Origin of the sequence: Streptomyces sp. CBMA291 (assembly GCF_014596525.1) — a bacterium.
Lineage (GTDB): Bacteria > Actinomycetota > Actinomycetes > Streptomycetales > Streptomycetaceae > Streptomyces.
The window spans coordinates 1-20,518 of record NZ_MSJP01000085.1 but is presented as its reverse complement, the minus strand read 5'-3'; the positions used below and the strand labels follow the sequence as shown (position 1 = coordinate 20,518).

The window sequence follows — 20,518 nt, the reverse complement described above, 5'->3', positions numbered from 1 at the left end:
GTGAATCGGCCCCCACCGGGGCGCCTCGCCCCTACCCTGAGGGGCAGCGCCGGTGGGGGCCGGTGCTTTCAGGGGGCGAGACCCGGTCGGGTACGGCGCCGGAAGCGGGGTAGCGGTCAACGCGCGGCGGCGGCCGTGCGCGGGGCGCGCCCGGTCCCCGGCTCCGTACCCGCTTCGGTTCCCGTTCCTCGACACTTGGGGGTGTCCGTGGCACGCATCCGTGTCCTGGTGGTGGACGACCACCGCGTCTTCGCCGAATCGCTGGCCGCCGCGCTCGCCGCGGAGCCCGATGTCGACGTGTCCGCGGCGGGCAGCGGCCCGGCGGCCCTGCGCTGTCTGGAGCGCGGGGCGGCGGAGGGGCGCAGATTCGACGTGCTGCTCGTGGACGCCGAGTTGGGCGCGGGTCCGCCGGGCTCCGTGCCCCGGGTGGTGCCGGACGATGCCGAGGGCGTCGTGGACGGGATCTCGCTGGTGGCGGGGGTGCGCGCGGCGCATCCCGGGGCCCGGATGGTGGTCCTGGCGGAGAGGGACGACCCGCACCGGGCGGCGCTCGCGCTCCAGGCGGGGGCCTCGGGCTGGGTGGCGAAGGACTGTTCGCTCCAGCGCCTGCTCGTGGTGGTGCGGGGGGTCCTGCGGGACGAGACGCATCTGCCGCCCGCCCTGCTCACCGGGGTGCTGCGGGAGCTGACGGAGGTCCGCAAGCACCGGACGGACAGCGAGCGTCTGGTGGAGTCGCTGACCCCGCGTGAGCGGGAGGTGCTGTGCTGCATGGTGGCGGGTCTCGGCCGCAAGGCGGTCGCCGAGCGGCTCTTCCTGTCCCCGCACACGGTCCGTACGCACATGCAGAACGTGCTGGGGAAGCTGGGCGTGCACTCGACACTCGCGGCGGTGGCCCTCGCCCGGCGGGCGGGGGTGGGGCCCGCGCCGGTCCTCGGGGCTCCGTCAGCCGGGGACGTTGTCGAACGGGGCGGTCAGCCGGCGTAGCAGTCCGGCCAGTTCGGTGCGCTGGCCGGGGGAGAGCCGGGCCAGGATGGCGCGCTCCTGGGCGAGGAGTCCGGCCAGTGCCTCGTCGGCCCGGTCGCGGCCCTCGGGGGTGAGCCGGACGAGGACGCCGCGCCGGTCGCTGGGGTCGGGCAGCCGCTCGACGAGGCCCTTCTTGGTGAGCCGGTCGATGCGGTTGGTCATGGTGCCCGAGGTGACCAGGGTCTGGGTGAGGAGCTGGCCGGGGGAGAGCTGGTAGGGCGCTCCGGCCCGGCGCAGGGAGGTGAGGACGTCGAACTCCCAGGGCTCCAGGTGGTGCTCGGAGAAGGCGAGCCGACGGGCGCGGTCGAGGTGCCGGGCGAGCCGCGAGACGCGGCTGAGCACCTCGAGCGGTTCCACGTCGAGGTCGGGGCGCTCGCGGCGCCATGCAGCGACCAGTCGGTCGACCTCGTCCTCCATGACGATCAGTGTAGAGGGTCTGTTGACATAAAGTCTCTTGGGTTCGAGTTTCTTTACGACAAGCATATCGATCTCAAGCATCTTGATATCGAGAGACCCGCTTTCCGGAATCCGCCGCACCGCCCCGGGTCGGCCCTCGCGCACCGCGCCCGGTCGGCTCGCGCACCGGCCCCGGGAACGCGGACGCCCCGCACCGGAGTTCCGGTGCGGGGCGTCCTGTGCGACCCGGAGGGCGCGGTGCGACCAGTGCGGCGTGCGACCCGGGGGTGCGCGGTACGACTAGTACAGGCCGTTGTAGATCTGGTAGCCGTAGCCGATCTTGGCCTTCGGCTTGAAGGGGCTGCCGGCCACGCCGGTGCCCGAGTAGCGGTAGACGTCGCCGCCCGAGGTGACGGCGAGCAGGTCGCCCTTGCCGTCGCCGTTGAGGTCACCGGGCGCCACGAGCTTGGAGAACGCGTTCCAGCCGCCGCCGATGCGGGTGCGCGGCTTGAACGGCGAGGCGGCCTTGCCCGTACCGGCGTGCAGGTAGAGCGAGCCGTCCTTGGCGCGGGCCACGATGTCGTTCAGACCGTCGCCGGTGTAGTCGCCCGAACCGACGATGCGGTCGTACCCGCCCCAGCCACCGCCGACCTTGACGCGGGCGTGCAGGGCGGTGCCGTCCTGGTTGGCGCGGTACAGCCACAGGACGCCGGAGCGGTCCCGGGCCACGAAGTCGCCGCTGCCGTCGCCGTTCAGGTCGCCGGGACCGACGATCATGTTGATCGCGCCCCAGCCGCCGCCGAAGGAGGTCTCGCCGCCGTACAGCTTGCCCTGGTAGATCTCCAGGGTGTCGGAGTTCGCGTCGCGCCCGAGCGAGTTGACCTCGTAGATCGTCGAACCGGCCCAGCCGCCGGTGTCGCTGATCTGGTAGCGCTTGCCCAGCTTGGCGTTGTAGCCGCTGTACCAGAAGAGCGTGCCGGCCTTGTCGCGGGCCAGGAGGCCTTCCTTGCCGTGCGAGGGCACGTTGCCCGCGCCGGAGAACTGGCCGACGCCGCCCCAGCCGCCGGACGCGCCGACCTGCTTGCGGCCGGTGAAGTAGCCCTTGCCGGTGCCGAAGTACTCCCACAGCGTGCCGTTGTCGTCACGCGCGAGGAGGTCCGGGATCCCGTTGCCGTTGTCGTCGTCGACGCCGATGATCTGGTTGAACTGCTGCCAGCCCTGGCCGACCTGCTTGCGCGGCTTCACCGTGCCCGGGTTGCCGGTGCTGCCGTAGTAGAAGAGCTGGCCGGAGGGCGTACGGGCGAGGAAGTCGCCCTTGCCGTCGCCGTCGCTGTCGCCGAGACCGACCAGCTGGTCGTAGGCGTTCCAGCCGTTGCCGATCTTCTTGCGGGCGTGGAACGGGGCGTACGGGTTGCCGGTCGACGTGTAGACCCACAGCTCGCCCGAGTACGTCCGGGCGAGGACGTCGGCGTGGCCGTCACCGCTGATGTCGCCGGGCGAGAACAGCTTGCTGTAGATGTTCCAGCCGGCGCCCGTCCAGCGGTAGTTGCCGAAGGACGAGGTGGCGTTGCCGTACAGGGTGACGGCGCCGGACTTGGAGACGGTCAGGACCTCGGGGCCGCTGCCGTCCCGCTCGAAGTCGCCGAGCGGGATGATGTCCTTGACGAAGCTCGTGTCGTAGTCGCGGAAGAACTCGTCGCCGGCGGAGTTCGTCGTCGCCGTGTGCAGCTCGTCGCCGATGCGCATGAACAGGTCGGTCTTGCCGTCGCCGTCCAGGTCGGAGCGGGACGGCAGCGGGTCGGCGGCCGAGGCTCGGGCGGCGGGAGCCGCGTCGGACTGCGGGACGGCCCGCTTCGAGGGCGCGGAGGCCGCCGGAGCGGGCTTCTCGACGGTCGGCCGGGGCGCCGGGGCGGCGGCCGATGCGGGGCTCGCGAGGAGCATGCCGGCGGAGACGGCGAGAGCGGTGCAGCCGGCGAGACGACGGGCCCGCTTGGAGCGAAGGAAGAACAAAAGAGATCCCCCCCAGGGATCAGAGGTTCAACGGGGCCAAACGGAGGGGGTTCACGGACGCGTCGAACGGCGTCAGGGCATGTCAGTGGGCACGCGGAGACGACCTCGTAGGACGGTCGGAACATCCCCCCCCGGATGTTGAACATGAGTCTACTCATCGGGGAAGCGTTTACCAGAGGTTTACAGTGAGAATCCGACCGTCCGGTCAGTTCTTCGGGATCCGGCGGTTTCCGACGGGTCCCGAGAGGGGCCGAGAGGCGGCGACGGACACTGGTGCCGTCCACCGCCGGGTGCCTGCCGCCCGCCGTCCGCCGCCGGGTGCAGACGGCCCCGGGTGCCGACGGGCCAGGGCGCAGACGGGCCCCTGGGTGCCGACCGGTCCCGGGTGCCGACCGGCCCCGAGGGGCCCGGGTCTCGGCGGTGCCCGTCAGTTCTTGCGGTGCCCGATCAGCCGGGGCTTCGCCTCCAGGCCGTCCAGACCGTGCCAGGCCAGGTTCACCAGATGCGCCGCGACCTCCGCCTTCTTCGGCTTGCGGACGTCCAGCCACCACTGCCCCGTCAGCGCCACCATGCCCACGAGCGCCTGCGCGTACAGCGGCGCCAGCTTCGGATCGAAGCCCCGCGCCTTGAACTCAAGCCCGAGGATGTCCTCCACCTGGGTGGCGATGTCGCTGATCAGCGAGGCGAACGTGCCCGTCGACTGCGCCACCGGGGAGTCCCGCACCAGGATGCGGAAACCGTCCGTGTAGTTCTCGATGTAGTCGAGCAGCGCGAACGCCGCCTGCTCCAGAAGCTCCCGGGGGTGCCCCGCCGTCAGCGCGCCCGTCACCCCGTCGAGGAGCTGGCGCATCTCCCGGTCGACCACGACCGCGTACAGCCCCTCCTTGCCGCCGAAGTGCTCGTACACCACCGGCTTGGAGACCCCGGCCTTGGCCGCGATCTCCTCCACCGAAGTGCCCTCGAAGCCCTTCGCGGCGAACAGTGTCCGGCCGATGTCCAGCAGCTGCTCCCGGCGCTCCGCGCCCGTCATCCGCACCCGGCGCCCGCGCCGGGGCTTCTGCTCGCTGCTGCCGCTGGTCCTGCCGTCGATCGCCACGTCGTCCATCATGCAACGTCTGCGGACGCGCCCTGGCGGCGGGCTTCGATGCGGGACTTCGCGGGCCACCGCACGTCGGACGCCCAGCCCGCCAGCTCGAACCAGCGGATCAGCCGCGCGCTGGAGTCGACCTGCCCGCGCAGCACCCCGTGCCGTGCCGACGTCGGGTCCGCGTGGTGCAGGTTGTGCCAGGACTCGCCGCAGGACAGCACCGCGAGCCACCACACGTTGCCCGAGCGGTCCCGCGACTTGAACGGGCGCTTGCCCACCGCGTGGCAGATCGAGTTGATAGACCAGGTCACGTGGTGCAGCAGCGCCACCCGGACCAGCGAGCCCCAGAAGAACGCGGTGAACGCGCCCCACCACGACATCGTGACGAGCCCGCCCACCAGCGGCGGGATCGCCAGCGACACCACCGTCCACAGCACGAACTGGCGCGAGACCGCCCGGATCGCCGGGTCCTTGATCAGATCGGGCGCGTACTTGTGCTGCGGCGTCTGCTCCTCGTCGAACATCCAGCCGATGTGCGCCCACCACAGGCCCTTCATCAGCGCCGGGAGCGTCTCGCCGAACCGCCACGGCGAGTGCGGGTCGCCCTCCGCGTCCGAGAACTTGTGGTGCTTGCGGTGGTCCGCCACCCAGCGCACCAGCGGCCCCTCGACGGCCAGCGAACCCATGACCGCGAGCGCGATCCGCAGCGGGCGCTTCGCCTTGAAGGAGCCGTGCGTGAAGTACCGGTGGAAACCGATCGTGATCCCGTGGCAGCCGATGTAGTACATCGCCACCATCAGCCCCAGATCCAGCCAGCTCACCCCCCAGCCCCAGGCCAGCGGCACCGCCGCGAGCAGCGCGAGGAACGGCACCGTGATGAAGAGGAGAAGCGTGATCTGCTCGATCGACCGCTTGTTGTCCCCGCCGAGCGTCGCGGAGGGCAGGACCGCGGCACCGTCCGGCGCCGCGGTCACTTCGGGGCTGGTGGTCATGGGTGTCCCTGGGGATGAGGGGAAGGAGGGGAGGCCGTCAGGTGGCGGAGAGCGGAGAAAGTACGGCAAAGGGCCACCCTGGCTACGCTTCCGTAACCTACGGCGTCGTAAGTATGGCAGCGCCGCGGCGCGCGGCAAGAGGGCACCACAGGGGCAGCGCCCCCGCCGGAACGGCGGCCACCTATCCTGGGTGCGTCGGACAGCGCGGTCCGCAAGCCTCCAGAACCCCTCCAGACGTGCTCAAACACTGCAAGGAGCCTCACCTGTGAGCAGTGCCGACCAGACTCCCACCGCCAGCACCGAGCTGCGTGCCGACATCCGCCGACTGGGCGACCTGCTGGGCGAGACGCTCGTCCGCCAGGAGGGCCACGAACTCCTCGACCTCGTCGAGCGGGTCCGCGGTCTCACCCGTGAGGACGGCGAGGCAGCCGCCGAACTGCTGCGCGGTGTCGAGCTGGAGACAGCCGCCAAGCTCGTGCGCGCCTTCTCCACCTACTTCCACCTCGCCAACGTCACCGAGCAGGTCCACCGCGGCCGCGAGATGCGCGAGAAGCGCGCCGCCGAGGGCGGTCTCCTCGCCCGTACCGCCGACATGCTCAAGGACGGCGACCCCGAGCACGTACGCGAGACCATCAAGAACCTCAACGTGCGCCCCGTCTTCACCGCGCACCCCACCGAGGCCGCCCGCCGCTCGGTCCTCAACAAGCTGCGCCGGATCGCCGCCCTCCTGGAGACCCCGGTCATCGAGGCCGACCGGCGCCGTGTCGATCTGCGGCTCGCCGAGAACATCGACCTCATCTGGCAGACCGACGAGCTGCGGGTGGTCCGCCCCGAGCCCGCCGACGAGGCCCGCAACGCCATCTACTACCTCGACGAGCTGCACGCGGGCGCCGTCGGCGACGTCCTGGAGGACCTCGCCGCCGAACTCGACCGCGTCGGCTACGAGCTGCCCGCCGGGACCCGCCCGCTCACCTTCGGCACCTGGATCGGCGGCGACCGCGACGGCAACCCCAACGTCACCCCCCAGGTGACCTGGGACGTCCTGATCCTCCAGCACGAGCACGGCATCACCGACGCCCTCGAACTCGTCGACTACCTGCGCGGACTGCTCTCCAACTCCATCCGCTACACCGGAGCCACCCAGGAACTCCTGGACTCCCTCCAGCGCGACCTGGAACTCCTCCCGGAGATCAGCCCCCGCTACAAGCGCCTCAACGCCGAGGAGCCCTACCGGCTCAAGGCCACCTGCGTCCGGCAGAAGCTCGTCAACACCCGCGAGCGCCTCGCCGCGGGCACCACCCACCAGCCGGGCCGCGACTACCTCGGCACGTCCGAGCTGCTGCACGACCTCACCCTGATCCAGACCTCGCTCCGCGAGCACCGGGGCGGTCTCTTCGCCGACGGCCGGATGGACCGCACCATCCGCACCCTCTCCGCCTTCGGCCTCCAGCTCGCCACCATGGACGTGCGCGAGCACGCCGACGCCCACCACCACGCCCTCGGTCTGCTCTTCGACCGCCTCGGCGAGGAGTCCTGGCGGTACGCCGACATGCCGCGCGACTACCGGCAGAAGCTGCTCGCCAAGGAGCTGCGCTCGCGCCGCCCGCTCGCGCCCACGCCCGCCCCGCTCGACGCGGCCGGTGCGAAGACCCTCGGCGTCTTCCACACCGTCAAGGAGGCCTTCGAGCGCTTCGGCCCCGAGGTCATCGAGTCGTACATCATCTCGATGTGCCAGGGCGCGGACGACGTCTTCGCCGCCGCCGTCCTCGCCCGCGAGGCCGGACTGATCGACCTGCACGCGGGCTGGGCCAAGATCGGCATCGTGCCGCTCCTGGAGACCACCGACGAGCTGAAGGCCGCCGACGTCATCCTCGACGGGATGCTCGCCGACCCCTCCTACCGGCGTCTGGTCTCGCTCCGCGGCGACGTCCAGGAGGTCATGCTCGGCTACTCGGACTCCTCCAAGTTCGGCGGCATCACCACCTCCCAGTGGGAGATCCACCGCGCCCAGCGCCGGCTGCGCGACGTCGCCCACCGCTACGGCGTGCGGCTCCGCCTCTTCCACGGCCGGGGCGGCACCGTCGGGCGCGGCGGCGGCCCCTCGCACGACGCGATCCTCGCCCAGCCCTGGGGCACCCTGGAGGGCGAGATCAAGGTGACCGAGCAGGGCGAGGTCATCTCCGACAAGTACCTGATCCCGTCCCTCGCCCGCGAGAACCTCGAACTGACCGTCGCCGCCACCTTGCAGGCCTCCGCCCTGCACACCGCGCCGCGCCAGTCCCACGAGGCCCTCGCCCGCTGGGACGCGGCCATGGACACCGTCTCGGACGCGGCCCACACCGCGTACCGCCGTCTGGTCGAGGACCCGGACCTGCCCGCGTACTTCTTCGCGGCCACCCCGGTCGACCAGCTCGCCGATCTGCACCTCGGCTCGCGCCCCTCGCGCCGCCCCGACTCGGGCGCCGGGCTCGACGGACTCCGCGCCATCCCGTGGGTCTTCGGCTGGACCCAGTCCCGCCAGATCGTCCCCGGCTGGTTCGGCGTCGGCTCCGGCCTCAAGGCGCTGCGGGAGGCCGGTCTCGACCCGGTCCTCGGCGAGATGTACGAGCAGTGGCACTTCTTCCGCAACTTCCTCGGCAACGTCGAGATGACGCTGGCCAAGACGGATCTGCGGATCGCCCGCCACTACGTCGACACCCTGGTGCCCGACGAGCTGAAGCACGTCTTCGACACGATCGAGGCGGAGCACGCGCTGACCGTCGCCGAGGTCCTCAAGGTCACCGGCGGCGAGCGGCTCCTGGACTCCAACCCGGTGCTCCAGCAGACGTTCTCCATCCGTGACGCCTACCTGGACCCGATCTCCTACCTCCAGGTCGCCCTGCTCGCCCGTCAGCGCGCGGACGCCGAGGCGGGCGCGGAGCCCGACCCGCTGCTCGCGCGGGCGCTGCTGCTCACCGTCAACGGTGTGGCGGCGGGTCTGCGCAACACCGGCTGACCGGTCCCGAACGGCAGGTGCCCCCGTGGAGATCTCCACGGGGGCACCTGCCGTTTCACGGGGTGCGTCAGTGCTGCTGCGCCTTGCGACGGCGGCTCACCAGGAACGCGCCGGCCCCGGCGAGGGCGACGGCCACCCCGGCGATGATGCCCACGGGGGCGCTGCTGCCGGTCTCGGCGAGGTCGCCGCCCTTGGTGTCGGAGCCGCCGGTGGTCTGCTCGCCGCCGGTCGAACCGCCGGTCTCGCCCCCGGTGCTCTCGCCGCCGGTGGTGCCGCCCGTGGTCTCGCCGCCGGTGGAGCCCCCGGTGGTCTCGCCGCCGGTCGTGCCACCCGTGGTCTCGCCACCCGTCGAACCGCCGGTCTCGCCTCCGGTGGTCTCACCGCCGCCGGTCGTGTCGCCACCGGTCGTGTCACCGCCGGAGGTCTCGCCGCCGGTCGTCTCGCCGCCGGTCGTGCCGCCCGTGGTCTCGCCGCCGGTGGTCCCGCCTGTGGTCTCGCCCCCGGTCGAACCGCCGGTGGTCTCCCCGCCGGTGGTCTCGCCCGTGGTCTCCCCGCCGGTCGTGCCCCCGGTGGTCTCCCCGCCGGTCGTGCCGCCCGTGGTCTCGCCACCGGTGGTCCCGCCGGTCGTCTCGCCGCCGGTCGTACCGCCCGTGGTCTCGCCGCCCGTGGAGCCACCGGTGGAGCCGCCCGTGGTGCCCCCGGTCGAGCCGCCGGTCGAGCCGCCCGGCTCGCAGGCGACCTTGAAGACCTTCTTCTTGCCCGAGCCGTGCTCGCCGTCGAAGTTCCAGAACAGCTTGTACTGGCCGTTGTCGAGGGTCATGTCCCCGGTGCGGCCGTGGCCCTTGGCGTCCAGGGTGATGACGCCCTTCTTGACCTCGGTGCCCTTGTCCTTGTCGTTGTTCGCCCAGGCCTCGATGCGCCAGGTCGCCTTCTGGGAGGCGTCGAAGTGGAACGCGTCCAGGTAGAACGCGCAGACCTTCGGTTCGTTGGCCGTGTTCTCCTCGCCGGTCCTGGCGTCGTGGATCTTGACCGTGCCGTTGTCGCCCTTCGCGGCGAAGGCCACCGGGGCGAGGGCGAGGGAGCCCGCCATGGCCGCTACGAGTGCGGCTGCGGGGATGAAAGAGCGTCGCATGGGGCAGTCGTCCATATCGGATGAGAGATGCGTGGGGGATGGCAGGGGGGCAGCCTATCCGTTGCTCTTCGTAATCCTCAGGGCAGAGGTGAATAAGGACGAGGCCGGGGAGTGGTGGGGTTCGATCAGTCCACGCGGGCCCGGAAACTCAAGGGATATCAAAGGGGTTGAAGGGGGTGAGGTGGTGTCGAGAGAGGTGCGCGAGGGTGAAATCGGCACAGAAGGTGACCATGTGATGATTTCGGAGCGTAAGGCTCAGGGGTGAGCTTTATGTCCAGGTTTGAGAGCCGTTTAGTCGCCTGGTGATATACGGATAGAAGCTGACAAGGGGGAGTCAGCGGGCGCAAAAGGGCAGCGCGAAGCACCGGCCGGAGCCGTATCCAGCCGGAGCGGTATCCAGGGAGAGGGGGAAGGAGGGCGCGGGGACGGCCCGTCGCTCAGAGCGTGAAGAAGACCGCCACGAGGAGCGCCCCGCCCGCCCCCGCCATCGACCACGCCGTCCTCGTGAGCCGCAGCCCGCCGCCGATCAGCGGCGCCGCGAGCAGCAGCGCCCCGCCCAGCGGCAGCCACGCGTGCAGACCGCCGCCCCACCCGGCCCGTACGCCCTCGTTCGTGTCCGGCTTCACCACCACCGGGATCGTCTCGCCGCTCCGCGCCGCGACCGAGCGCGCGATCGTCAGCGTCCGTCGCGCCGAGGCGGGGTCCTCGGGGGTGTACCGCCCGCCGCACGTCTTCTCGTCGCACCCGGTCACCGTCAGCGTCCCGTGCTCCCGCCCCTTGGCGAGCAGGACGTGCTGGGCCGAGTCCCAGGAGACCCAGGCACCCGCGACGAGAAGCAGCAGGGCGAGGAGGGCCATGGCGGCGTTGCGGGCGTGCGTCATGGTCCGCGATCGTACAGTCGTACGTTCATGGGGCCGGGTACGGCGAAGGGCGGCCCCGGCCGAAGCCGTGGACCGCCCCTGGAAAACCCGCCGGCGTCCTACGAGTTGTACGCCGACTGCGCCCGCTCCAGGCCCTCCGCGACCAGGCACTCCACCGCGTCGGCCGCCCGGTCCACGAACCAGTCGAGGTCCTTGCGCTCCGTCGAGGAGAAGTCCTTGAGGACGAAGTCGGCGACCTGCATCCGGCCCGGCGGGCGGCCGATGCCGCAGCGGACGCGGTGGTAGTCGGGGCCCATCGCCTTGGTCATGGACTTCAGGCCGTTGTGCCCGTTGTCGCCGCCGCCGAGCTTCAGCCGCAGGACGCCGTAATCGATGTCCAGTTCGTCGTGGACCGCGACCACGTGCGCCGTCGGCACCTTGTAGAAGTCCCGCAGGGCGGTCACCGGGCCGCCGGAGAGATTCATGTACGACATGGGCTTGGCGAGGATCACCCGGCGGCTCGCCGGTCCGGGCGGGCCCATCCGGCCCTCGACCACCTGCGCCTGCGCCTTCTGCGCGCGCTTGAACGAGCCGCGCATCCGTTCCGCGAGCAGGTCCACCGTCATGAAGCCCACGTTGTGCCGGTTGGCCGCGTACTCGGGCCCCGGGTTGCCGAGGCCGACGATCAGCCAGGGGGCGTCCGCGTCGTCCGTCATCTGCGTCAGTCTCCTCGGGTGCGTACGGAGGGAAGGGGGGAGGGGGAGGGGGAAGCCAGGGCGGGACAGCGAAACGGGGTGGCGGGCCGTGTGGCCCGTCACCCCGTCACGTCAGAGAGAGCCTACGGCTCAGGCCTCGTCGCCCTGGGCGGCGTCGGCGGCCGGCTCCTCGGCCTGCGCGGCCAGGACCTGGAGGACGACGACGTCGGCCTCGGTCACGAGGGAGACACCGGCCGGGAGGACCAGGTCGCCGGCGAGCACGGAGGAACCGGCCTCCAGGCCCTCGACGGAGACGGTGACGGCCTCGGGCAGGTGGGTGGCCTCGGCCTCGACCGACACGGTGGAGAGCACGTGCTCCAGCAGGTTGCCACCGGCGGCCAGCTCGCCCTCGGCCTGGACCGGGACCTCGACGGTGACCTTCTCGCCGCGCTTCACGAGGATCAGGTCGACGTGGACGAGGTAGCCCTTGATGGCGTCGCGCTGGACGGCCTTCGGGATCGCCAGCTCGTTGGTGCCGTCGATGTCCAGGGAGAGCAGGACGTTCGGCGTACGCAGCGCCAGGCCCAGCTCGTGGGACGGGAGGGTGATGTGGACGGGCTCGGAGCCGTGGCCGTAGACGACGGCGGGCACCTGGCTGTCACGGCGGATGGCGCGGGCGGCGCCCTTGCCGAACTCGGTGCGGACGGCGGCGGCGAGCTTGACCTCGGACATGTGCACTCCTCGTAGAAAGGTGACGAACGTGGTGGTCACCCGGCCACGACTGGCGATGGCCTGCTACGAAGAGCGCGTCGATAACGGACCGCCGTGACCCCATGGGGGTACGGCCTCCCTCGCCGAGCAACTACGACAGTCTACCGGCCGACCCCTCTACCACCCAATTCGATCACCGAAACCCTCTTCGGAGGGTGGCCGAAAACGACGGAGGGCCGTTCCCCCGGACGGAGGAACGGCCCTGCTGCCCGGCCGAGGCCGGAGTGTCCTACTGCTCCTCGAAGAGGCTCGTCACCGAACCGTCCTCGAAGACCTCGCGCACCGCGCGGGCGATCGTCGGCGCGATCGACAGGACGGTGATCTTGTCCAGTTCGAGGGCGCCGGGGACCGGGAGGGTGTCGGTGAAGACGAACTCGCTGACCTTGGAGTTCTTCAGGCGGTCGGCGGCCGGGCCGGACAGGATGCCGTGCGTGGCCGTCACGATGACGTCCTCGGCGCCGTGCGCGAAGAGCGCGTCGGCGGCGGCGCAGATCGTGCCGCCGGTGTCGACCATGTCGTCCACCAGGACGCAGACGCGGCCCTTCACGTCACCGACGACCTCGTGCACGGTGACCTGGTTGGCGACGTCCTTGTCACGGCGCTTGTGCACGATGGCCAGCGGCGCGTCGAGACGGTCGCACCAGCGGTCGGCGACCCGCACGCGGCCCGCGTCCGGGGAGACGATCGTCAGCTTGGCGCGGTCGACCTTGGCACCCACGTAGTCCGCGAGGACCGGGAGCGCCGACAGATGGTCGACCGGGCCGTCGAAGAAGCCCTGGATCTGGTCGGTGTGCAGGTCGACCGTGAGGATGCGGTCGGCACCCGCGGTCTTCAGCAGGTCCGCCACCAGTCGGGCCGAGATCGGCTCGCGACCGCGGTGCTTCTTGTCCTGGCGGGCGTAGCCGTAGGACGGGATGATCACGGTGATGCTCCGGGCCGAGGCCCGCTTGAGAGCATCGATCATGATCAGCTGTTCCATGATCCACTTGTTGATGGGAGCCGTGTGGCTCTGGATCAGGAAGCAGTCGGCGCCGCGGGCCGACTCCTGGAAGCGGACGTAGATCTCACCGTTGGCGAAGTCGAACGCCTTGGTCGGAACGAGGCCGACGCCCAGCTGGTGCGCGACCTCCTCGGCCAGCTCGGGGTGGGCGCGGCCGGAGAAGAGCATCAGCTTCTTCTCGCCGGTCGTCTTGATCCCGGTCACAGCACTGTCTCCTCAGACGTGTTCTCTGGTCGCGTGCCACGAGCCGTCGTGCGCGTGTGCGAGCCAGCCGAATTTATGTGCACGTATCACGGTACGCCGTGTTCGACGTACCTGTTTCCGGTCAGCTTTCGCCGGCGGAGTCCTGCGAGGCGGACTGGGCGGCCTGCGCGGCGGCGCTGCCGGGCCTCTTCCGGGCCACCCAACCCTCGATATTCCGCTGCTGGCCACGGGCGACGGCCAGCGAGCCGGCGGGCACGTCCTTCGTGATCACGGACCCGGCGGCGGTGTAGGCGCCGTCCCCGATCGTGATGGGAGCCACAAACATGTTGTCCGAGCCGGTCCGGCAGTGGGAGCCGATCGTGGTGTGGTGCTTGGACTCGCCGTCGTAGTTCACGAAGACGCTGGCGGCGCCGATGTTGGTGTACTCGCCGATCGTCGCGTCGCCCACGTACGACAGGTGGGGGACCTTGGTGCCCTCGCCGATCGTCGCGTTCTTCATCTCGACGTACGTACCCGCCTTGGACTTCGGCCCCAGGTTCGTGCCCGGACGCAGATACGCGAAGGGGCCCACGGAGGCGCTCTCGCCGATCACGGCGGAGAGGGCGACCGTGTTGTCCACCCGGGCGCCCTTGCCGACGGTGGTGTTCTCCAGGCGCGTGTTCGGGCCGACCACGGCGTCCTCGGCGATGTGGGTGGCGCCGATCAGCTGCGTGCCCGGCAGGAGCACCGCGTCCGGCTCGAAGGTCACGGTGACGTCCACCAGGACGGAGGCGGGGTCCACGACCGTCACGCCGGCGAGCATCGCCCGCTCGATCAGGCGCCCGTTGAGCAGGGTGCGCGCCTCGGCCAGCTGGACGCGGTTGTTGATGCCGAGGATCTCGCGGTGGTCGGCGGCGACCGAGGCGCCGACCCGGTGCCCGGCCTCGCGCAGGATCGAAAGCACGTCGGTGAGGTACTCCTCGCCCTGGCTGTTGTCCGTCCGCACCTTGCCCAGGGCGTCCGCGAGCAGCTGCCCGTCGAACGCGAACACGCCGGAGTTGATCTCCTTGAGCGCGCGCTGCTCCTCGGTGGCGTCCTTGTGCTCGACGATCTCCGTCACCGCGCCGGTCGCCGGGTCGCGCACGATCCGCCCGTAGCCCGTGGAGTCCGGCACCTCGGCGCTCAGCACGGTGACGGCGTTGCCGTCGGCGGCGTGCGTGCCGGTCAGCGCCCGCAGGGTCTCGCCGGAGAGCAGCGGGGTGTCGCCGCAGACGACGACCACGGTCCCGCCGGGCGTCTCGCCCAGCTCTTCGAGGGCGGTCCTCACGGCGTGCCCGGTGCCCTTCTGCTCCTCCTGGACGGCGGTACGGGTACCGGCGTAGTGCTCCTCCAGGTGACCGCGCACCAGCTCGCGGGCGTGCCCGACGACCACGACGAGGTGCTCGGGCTCCAGCTCCCGTGCGGCGGAGACGACGTGGCCGACGAGGGACCGTCCGGCGATCTCGTGCAGGACCTTGGGGGTCTTCGACTTCATACGGGTGCCCTCACCCGCTGCGAGGACGACGACGGCTGCCGGGCGGTTGGCGCTCACGGGAATGCCCTTCGGCTTTGGGTGGTGGACCCACGCAGGATACCGGGGGGCCTGGGCCCGGACATGAGCGCGGGTCCTGACCCGAGGAGGTCAGGACCCGTACAGTGCGGCTCCCCTGCCAGGACTCGAACCCGGACATAGGACTCCAAAGGTCCCAGTGCTGCCGATTACACCACAGGGGATTGCATGACCAGCTAAAACGGGCAGAACGAATGACCGCCTGGCCGGTGGCCCCCCACTATGCCGTACCCGGCCCCCTTGACGCGACGGTGCACGGGCGGGGCAGGGGGTGCGTCGCCTGGCCGGGCGGCGCGCTTCGCCGGACGGGGCCCGCCCGTAGGGTGGTGGGTATGACCACAACGGGGGCAGACCGGGACGCCGTGGGCGTCCGCGCGGGGAACTGGTGGTGGTGGGGGAGACGGCGCGGAGCCGTGCTCGATGTCGGGCTCGCCCTGCTGTCGTCACTGGAATGCGCGGTGGAGGGCATCGGCTTCGCAGGGAAGACCGGACTGCCGGTGCCCGTGGGCGTGCTCTTCGGGCTGCTCGTCGGCACGGTGCTGCTGGTGCGCCGCCGCTGGCCCATCGCCGTCGTCCTCGTCTCGATCGCCATCACCCCCACCGAGATGGGCTTCCTCCTGGGGATCGTCGGCCTCTACTCGCTCGCCGCCTCGGAGGTGCCGCGCCGGATCACGGCCGTGCTCGCCGGGATGTCGACGCTCGCCGTCTTCGTGGTGACCATGGTCCGGATGCGGGAGGACGTCGCCCAGGTCGACGCCGGGCCCCCGGACATCGACCCCAGCGGCTGGTACGTCCCCGTCGTCGCCCTCTTCATGACGCTCGGCCTCAACGCGCCGCCGCTCCTCTTCGGCCTCTACATAGGGGCCCGCCGCCGGCTCATGGAGAGCCTGCGGGAGCGGGCCGACAGCCTGGAACAGGAATTGTCGCTGCTCGCCGACCGCGCCGAGGAGCGCGCCCAGTGGGCCCGTCAGGAGGAGCGGACGCGGATCGCGCGCGAGATGCACGACGTGGTGGCCCACCGGGTGTCGCTGATGGTGGTGCACGCGGCGGCGCTCCAGGCGGTGGCCCTGAAGGACCCGCAGAAAGCGGTGCGGAACGCGGCCCTCGTCGGCGACATGGGACGGCAGGCGCTGACGGAGCTGCGGGAGATGCTGGGCGTGCTGCGGGAGGGCTCCTCCTCCCTGGCCGCCGCACCCGCCGTATCCGCCGCCCCGGAGGCTCCGGCTTCGGTGCCGCTCGCCGCCGTGGGACGGGCGGCGGCCGCCGCGGCCGAGGCGGCGGCCGAGGACGGCCCGTGCCTGGACTCCCTCGACGCGCTCTGCGAACAGTCGCGGCTCGCGGGGGCGGCCGTGGAGTTCCTGGTGATCGGCGTGGTGCGGGCGCATCCGCCGGAGGTGGAGCGGACCGCGTACCGGGTCGTGCAGGAGGCGCTGACCAACGTGCACAAGCACGCGGCGGGCTCGGCGGTCGTGGTGCGGCTCGCGCACCGGGAGGCAGAGGTGGCCATGCAGGTGGAGAACGGCCCGTGCCCCTCGGACGCGGGCACCCCTGACGTACGGCTCCCGAGCGGAGGGAACGGCCTGGTGGGGATGCGCGAGCGGGTCCTGCGCCTCGGCGGCGTCTTCGTCTCGGGCCCGACGGACGAGGGCGGCTTCCGCGTCTCGGCGGTACTGCCGACGGCGACGCTGCCGCTGCCGGAGGGATAGGGATAAGGGGTGACCTGGTTCGTACGGGAGGGGTGACCCGGTTCGTGTGGGGACGGTGACCTGGTTCGTACGGTGACGGTGACCCGGTTCGTACGGGAGCGGTGGCCCCGTTCGTACGGGAGCGGGGACCGTCTTCTCAGCCCGCCGTCAGGCGGGTCGGGCGCGCGCCCGTGACGAGGGCGGAGAGGGCGGCGTCGATGTCCTTGCCGAGGTACCAGTCGCCCGCGTGGTCGAGGCTGTAGACGCGTCCCTCGACATCCATGGCGAGTACCGCCTGCTGCTCCCCTTCCTCCCCGAGCGGAGCGATCTCCGTGTCCAGGGCGCGGCCGAGGTCCGCGAGGGTACGGGGGAGGTGGAGCCCGGCGAGCGGGTCGAAATGGAGAGCGGCGGGCGCTATCTGGCGTCCGTGGCCGGGGGTGGTGACCCGCAGCCCGCCGAACTCGGCCCACGCCTCGACGACGGAGGGGAAGACGCTGTGCCGGTGCCCCGCGGGGGAGACGTGGGCGCGCAGGGCGTCGGCCCACTCCTCGGCGAGTTTGATGTTCCAACGGCCGGGCTGCCAGCCTGCCGCGCGCAGGGCGGCGTCGACGTTGACCGGGAAGCGGGTCGTGCTGAGGTGGTCGGGCATGAGTGCGCGGTCAGCCGTTCTCTGCGGGCGTGGTGGGGTCGACGGCACGGACGCCGAAGTGGGCGAGCATCGCCGTACAGGACCGGCAGGGAGCCGCGTACGAGCCGTGCAGCGGGTCGCCGTCCTCGCGGATGCGCCGGGCCGTCAGTCTGGCCTGCTTGAGGGAGCGGCGGGCCTCGCCGTGGGTGAGGGGCTTGCGCTGGGCGCGCTTGGAGCGCCCGTTCTCGGTGGCGGTCAGGTGCCGGGAGAGCAGGATCGCCTCGGGGCAGCGGCCGGTGAAACGTTCTCGCTGGGCACTGGTGAGGGTGTCCAGGAAGTCCTGGACGAGGGCGTGCAGCACCGGCGGCCGGTCGCCGCGCCCCGCCGTGCACGTGAGGATCTCGCCGCGTACGGAGAGGGCCGCGCCCACGGTGGGGAGGATGCCGTCACGGCGGTGTCTCAGGGTGGGCGCACGGCCGTGGTCGGCGTTGCTGCTCCAGTTGAGACGTGGGTCACCCTGTGTGGGTGTAGGTGCGGTGTGCATAGCGCTGGTCTTCCCCTCCTGCAATCCCCCGAGTTGCGTGGACAGCCTGCCAAATAGGGAGCCATATGGGGAAGCTGGGGCGGCGGAACAGGGGTTTCGGTGTGTCGTGAGCACGATGTGATTGTCATGGTGTCGTGACGCTTGGTAACCGCCGGATCGGTCCGGTTCGGCCTCTTGTGGCAACGCATAGGCTGTGCGGCATCAGTCAGGAGCAGCCGTGGGGCTGCGGGTAGCGGCAGTCAGCGACGCCAGTGCAGGGGGCAACCGCCATGACGACAGGTCGGCTCGGGCAGGACACCGCGCCACCGAACGCGGCCTATGCCGGGCAGGTCGTGCACTTCCCCGATCCGGTGCGGGCCGCCCGCCATCCGCGCGGGGTACGGGTGGACGGTTCCGGCTATCCGGATTTCTCGCCGTACGCGCGCGCGGCGGCGGAGATCGCCGATCCGCCGGAGGGTTTCGGCGTCGACGAACTGAGGCTCACGGACTACGTCTCGGCGAACGCGGCGATGGCGGCGACCGGCCATGAGCTGTGGGACACGATCCCGGCGGTGGCGACCCCGCACGGCTGGACCTGGCACCACGTGGCGGACAAGCGCCGGATGGAACTGGTCCCGGTCGAGGTGAAGGCGCTGCTGCGGCACCACGGCGGGGTGGCGACGGCGGCGGTGGACCACGCCAAGCGGGGCACCCGCCCGCTCCAGGAGACCCGGCCGGCCCATTTCCGGCTCCCCAAGGGCCTGGTGTCGGTCTCGGAGCAGCAGCTCCAGGGCGTGGAGGAGGACCTCGGCTACCGGCTGCCGGGGGCGTACCGCTCGTTCCTGAAGGCGGCGGGCGGCTGCGCCCCGGTGGGGGCGGCGCTCGACGCGGAGCTGGGACTCCTGGTCGACCAGCCGTTCTTCACGGTCCGCGAGGAGGCGGGGGTCAACGACCTCGTCTATGTCAACAAGTGTCTGCGGGACCATCTGACCAAGGATTATCTGGGCGTCGCGTTCGTCCAGGGCGGTCTGATCGCGCTGAAGGTGCGCGGCGAGGCGGTCGGTTCGGTGTGGTTCTGCGCGTACGACGACGCCCGGGACGCCGGTGAGACGGCGGCGGGCTGGTCGGTCGGCGAGCGGGTGGAACGCCTGCTGCTGCCGTGCGGTGCGGATTTCGACGCGTTCCTCCAGCGGCTCGCGGGCAATCCGCCGGAGCTGGAGACGGTGGCGAACCTGATGGTGGACGGCGGCTTCGCGCGAGCGGTGCCCGTGGTCCCGGTGGGGGAGTGAGTGGGCTGTGGTGACGTTCGCGCAGGCGCAGGAGCGCGCCGAGGAGTGGATCAACGGCGACCTGCCGGGGTATCAGCACCGTGAGGTACGCGTACGCGAATTCGAACTTGGATTCGTGGTGTGGGCGGAGGATCGGTCCGGTGGACCGACGTCGGACGGCGGACGCCAGCGTCTGGTGATCGCCCGGGACAGCGGCGAGGCCACCCTTTGGCCCGCGCTTCCGGTCGGCGAGGTGATCCGGCGGTACGAGGAGGAGTACGGCTCCGACGAGGACGTGCCCGCGCAGGCGGCGGTCCCGGCGGCCCGGATCGACCTGAACCAGACGTCGTTCCTGTTGAGCCCGCCGGAGTGGCTCCAGGACGCGGCGGACAAGATCGGCCTGCCGAAGCAGCCGCACGTATCGCAGGAGAACGCGAGCGCGACGGCGTCGGCGGACGACACCTCGGAGCCGGTGGGCGCGGGGGAGACGGGGCCGTCGGCTTCGGTGGAGTCCTCGGCGCCGTCGGTGACGACGGCTTCGGCGGTTCCGCAGGCACGGCCCGGGTCGCCGGGGCCGCTGCCGCCCGTGGCGCCTGCGGCGTCCGTGTCCGAGCCGTCTTCGGAGCTGTCGGTGGAGTCGTCGTCGGCTTCGGTGCCGCCGATGCCGTCGGCGTCCTCGGAGTCTTCTGCGTCCTCTGAGTCCTCGGCGTCCTCTGGGTCTTCTGGGTTTTCGGTGGAGGAGGGCGGTTCGGCCGGGGAGGACGGGTACGAGCCCACCGAGATGGACGGGGTCCCGGCGGAGAAGCCCGGCTCCGGGGCGGGCCCGTGGGCCGACGCCAACGCGAGTTCCGGCGGGGCGGACGGCGCGGTGCCGCTGCCCGCGACCGTCTTCGCACCGCCGCTCTCGGGCTCGGACGACGAGGACGCCCCGCCGCCCTCCGTGGGCGCGGACGCGCCGACCGCCCTGATGAAGGGGGGCAGCGCGCTGCCCGCCACGGCGATCTCCCCCCGACTGGACCCGGGTGCCCCGGCCCAGGCGGACGCGACCCCGCCGCCGGTCCCGCCGTCCGCACCGACCCCGCCGCCGTCCTCGCCGGTCCCGCTGTCTCCTCCGGCGCCGCCGGCAGGCGAGGACATCGCGGACGCGGAGACGGGCAAGGCGCCGAGACGACCGGAGGACGGGCGAAGCCTGAAGGACGGGCGAAGCCTGACGACGCCGCCTCCGCCTCCAGGCACGCCGGGCACGCCGGGGAGCCCGGGTGCCCAGGGCATGCCGGGTGTTCCGGGCGATTCGGCCGCTCCCGGTATCCCGGGTGTTCCCGCCGCCCCGGCCGCGTCGGGCGGCCAGGGGACTCCTGCCACGCCCGGTGCCCCGGGAACCCCGGGCCCTCACGGAGCCCCCGGTTCGCAGGGCGCTCCCGGCGCCCCGTCGGCCCCGGGCGCTCCGCCCGTGTCCGGCACCCAGGGCGGCGCCCCCGCCTACGTACCGACTCAGCTGGTGTCGCAGCTCGGGCCCGAGGGGCCGCAGGCGGCGCCCGTACGGCCGGGGCAGCCCGGTCCGGCCGGTCCTCCCGCTCCTCCCGGTCCGCCGGGACCGCCGCCCGCTCCGGGGACGCCCCCGGGCGGAGTCGCGCACGCGGCCACGATGCTCGCGCACCCGA

The 20,518-nt window shown here is 71.8% G+C and carries 18 protein-coding genes and 1 tRNA gene; 5 read left to right on the top strand and 14 right to left on the bottom strand.

The features are described 5' to 3' along the window. Window positions 1-207 precede the first annotated feature (207 nt). Entirely contained in the window at window positions 208-984 is a 777-nt protein-coding gene (locus tag BU197_RS20755) for a response regulator transcription factor (protein ID WP_317452268.1), read from the top strand. Here BU197_RS20755 and BU197_RS20750 read toward each other — a convergent pair. From BU197_RS20750 to BU197_RS20735, 4 genes are all read right to left on the bottom strand, one after another. Next, on the bottom strand, window positions 943-1,440 hold the full coding sequence (locus BU197_RS20750) for a MarR family winged helix-turn-helix transcriptional regulator (RefSeq protein ID WP_188269795.1): 498 nt from the start codon (window positions 1,438-1,440) through the stop codon (window positions 943-945). The genes BU197_RS20755 and BU197_RS20750 overlap by 42 nt on opposite strands. A gap of 279 nt (window positions 1,441-1,719) precedes the next feature. Beyond that, the gene (locus BU197_RS20745) at window positions 1,720-3,429 is read right to left on the bottom strand and encodes an FG-GAP repeat domain-containing protein (RefSeq protein ID WP_188269794.1); all 1,710 of its coding nucleotides are present in this window, start codon (window positions 3,427-3,429) and stop codon (window positions 1,720-1,722) included. A 427-nt stretch (window positions 3,430-3,856) separates the two neighbouring features. After that, on the bottom strand, window positions 3,857-4,537 hold the full coding sequence (locus BU197_RS20740) for a TetR/AcrR family transcriptional regulator (protein ID WP_188269793.1): 681 nt from the start codon (window positions 4,535-4,537) through the stop codon (window positions 3,857-3,859). Then, window positions 4,534-5,508, bottom strand: a complete 975-nt coding sequence (locus BU197_RS20735) for an acyl-CoA desaturase (RefSeq protein ID WP_188269792.1) — start codon at window positions 5,506-5,508, stop codon at window positions 4,534-4,536. Before BU197_RS20735 ends, BU197_RS20740 begins: the two co-directional genes overlap by 4 nt. 265 nt (window positions 5,509-5,773) lie before the next feature. Between BU197_RS20735 and ppc the strand changes: the two genes are divergently transcribed. Then, the gene (ppc, locus tag BU197_RS20730) at window positions 5,774-8,503 is read left to right on the top strand and encodes a phosphoenolpyruvate carboxylase (RefSeq protein WP_188269791.1); all 2,730 of its coding nucleotides are present in this window, start codon (window positions 5,774-5,776) and stop codon (window positions 8,501-8,503) included. 67 nt (window positions 8,504-8,570) lie between these two features. On the opposite strand, the gene BU197_RS20725 is transcribed toward ppc, so the two are convergent. The 7 genes from BU197_RS20725 to BU197_RS20695 all read right to left on the bottom strand — a co-directional run bounded on the left by BU197_RS20725 (window position 8,571) and on the right by BU197_RS20695 (window position 14,917). Continuing rightward, window positions 8,571-9,635: an LPXTG cell wall anchor domain-containing protein gene (locus BU197_RS20725; RefSeq protein WP_223183672.1), complete on the bottom strand. Its 1,065-nt coding sequence runs from the start codon at window positions 9,633-9,635 to the stop codon at window positions 8,571-8,573. 437 nt (window positions 9,636-10,072) lie between these two features. Then, entirely contained in the window at window positions 10,073-10,516 is a 444-nt protein-coding gene (locus BU197_RS20720) for a hypothetical protein (RefSeq protein WP_188269790.1), read from the bottom strand. A 98-nt stretch (window positions 10,517-10,614) separates the two neighbouring features. Continuing rightward, window positions 10,615-11,211, bottom strand: a complete 597-nt coding sequence (gene pth, locus BU197_RS20715; protein ID WP_188269789.1) for an aminoacyl-tRNA hydrolase — start codon at window positions 11,209-11,211, stop codon at window positions 10,615-10,617. A 129-nt stretch (window positions 11,212-11,340) separates the two neighbouring features. Beyond that, window positions 11,341-11,922: a 50S ribosomal protein L25/general stress protein Ctc gene (locus BU197_RS20710; protein WP_188269788.1), complete on the bottom strand. Its 582-nt coding sequence runs from the start codon at window positions 11,920-11,922 to the stop codon at window positions 11,341-11,343. 268 nt (window positions 11,923-12,190) lie between these two features. After that, window positions 12,191-13,165, bottom strand: coding sequence for a ribose-phosphate diphosphokinase (locus BU197_RS20705; RefSeq protein WP_188269787.1), 975 nt, complete (start codon window positions 13,163-13,165; stop codon window positions 12,191-12,193). 121 nt (window positions 13,166-13,286) lie between these two features. After that, window positions 13,287-14,735: a bifunctional UDP-N-acetylglucosamine diphosphorylase/glucosamine-1-phosphate N-acetyltransferase GlmU gene (gene glmU / locus BU197_RS20700; protein WP_188269786.1), complete on the bottom strand. Its 1,449-nt coding sequence runs from the start codon at window positions 14,733-14,735 to the stop codon at window positions 13,287-13,289. A gap of 110 nt (window positions 14,736-14,845) precedes the next feature. Then, window positions 14,846-14,917 (bottom strand) — tRNA-Gln (locus BU197_RS20695). 168 nt (window positions 14,918-15,085) lie between these two features. On the opposite strand from BU197_RS20695, the gene BU197_RS20690 reads away from it, so the two are divergent. Next, window positions 15,086-16,459: a sensor histidine kinase gene (locus BU197_RS20690; protein ID WP_188269785.1), complete on the top strand. Its 1,374-nt coding sequence runs from the start codon at window positions 15,086-15,088 to the stop codon at window positions 16,457-16,459. Between the two features lie 136 nt (window positions 16,460-16,595). On the opposite strand, the gene BU197_RS20685 is transcribed toward BU197_RS20690, so the two are convergent. Beyond that, entirely contained in the window at window positions 16,596-17,087 is a 492-nt protein-coding gene (locus BU197_RS20685) for an SUKH-3 domain-containing protein (protein ID WP_188269784.1), read from the bottom strand. A 10-nt stretch (window positions 17,088-17,097) separates the two neighbouring features. After that, window positions 17,098-17,610 (bottom strand): YwqJ-related putative deaminase, encoded by a 513-nt coding sequence (locus BU197_RS20680; protein ID WP_188269783.1) that lies wholly within the window; start codon window positions 17,608-17,610, stop codon window positions 17,098-17,100. Window positions 17,611-17,879: 269 nt separating this feature from the next. Here BU197_RS20680 and BU197_RS20675 point away from each other — a divergent pair, with 269 nt between their 5' ends. Next, complete coding sequence (locus BU197_RS20675; protein WP_188269782.1) at window positions 17,880-18,878, top strand: SMI1/KNR4 family protein; 999 nt, start codon at window positions 17,880-17,882, stop codon at window positions 18,876-18,878. A gap of 72 nt (window positions 18,879-18,950) precedes the next feature. Here the strand turns inward: BU197_RS20675 and BU197_RS30625 are convergent, their stop codons facing one another. Beyond that, window positions 18,951-19,994 (bottom strand): hypothetical protein, encoded by a 1,044-nt coding sequence (locus BU197_RS30625; protein ID WP_223183680.1) that lies wholly within the window; start codon window positions 19,992-19,994, stop codon window positions 18,951-18,953. Window positions 19,995-20,307: 313 nt separating this feature from the next. Here BU197_RS30625 and BU197_RS30620 point away from each other — a divergent pair. Then, on the top strand, window positions 20,308-20,518 hold a 211-nt coding region (locus tag BU197_RS30620), incomplete at its 3' end, for a hypothetical protein (protein ID WP_223184109.1).

What these genes read in the sequence shown, in the direction of transcription:
- BU197_RS20685 (WP_188269784.1), bottom strand. Translation starts at nt 17,087, where the DNA reads ATGCCCGACCACCTCAGCACGACCCGCTTCCCGGTCAACGTCGACGCC.
- BU197_RS20740 (WP_188269793.1), bottom strand. Translation starts at nt 4,537, where the DNA reads ATGATGGACGACGTGGCGATCGACGGCAGGACCAGCGGCAGCAGCGAG.
- BU197_RS20675 (WP_188269782.1), top strand. Translation starts at nt 17,880, where the DNA reads ATGACGACAGGTCGGCTCGGGCAGGACACCGCGCCACCGAACGCGGCC.
- BU197_RS20690 (WP_188269785.1), top strand. Translation starts at nt 15,086, where the DNA reads ATGACCACAACGGGGGCAGACCGGGACGCCGTGGGCGTCCGCGCGGGG.
- BU197_RS30625 (WP_223183680.1), bottom strand. Translation starts at nt 19,994, where the DNA reads ATGTCCTCGCCTGCCGGCGGCGCCGGAGGAGACAGCGGGACCGGCGAG.
- BU197_RS20680 (WP_188269783.1), bottom strand. Translation starts at nt 17,610, where the DNA reads ATGCACACCGCACCTACACCCACACAGGGTGACCCACGTCTCAACTGG.
- BU197_RS20725 (WP_223183672.1), bottom strand. Translation starts at nt 9,635, where the DNA reads ATGCGACGCTCTTTCATCCCCGCAGCCGCACTCGTAGCGGCCATGGCG.
- pth (WP_188269789.1), bottom strand. Translation starts at nt 11,211, where the DNA reads ATGACGGACGACGCGGACGCCCCCTGGCTGATCGTCGGCCTCGGCAAC.
- BU197_RS20735 (WP_188269792.1), bottom strand. Translation starts at nt 5,508, where the DNA reads ATGACCACCAGCCCCGAAGTGACCGCGGCGCCGGACGGTGCCGCGGTC.
- BU197_RS20750 (WP_188269795.1), bottom strand. Translation starts at nt 1,440, where the DNA reads ATGGAGGACGAGGTCGACCGACTGGTCGCTGCATGGCGCCGCGAGCGC.
- BU197_RS20720 (WP_188269790.1), bottom strand. Translation starts at nt 10,516, where the DNA reads ATGACGCACGCCCGCAACGCCGCCATGGCCCTCCTCGCCCTGCTGCTT.
- BU197_RS20710 (WP_188269788.1), bottom strand. Translation starts at nt 11,922, where the DNA reads ATGTCCGAGGTCAAGCTCGCCGCCGCCGTCCGCACCGAGTTCGGCAAG.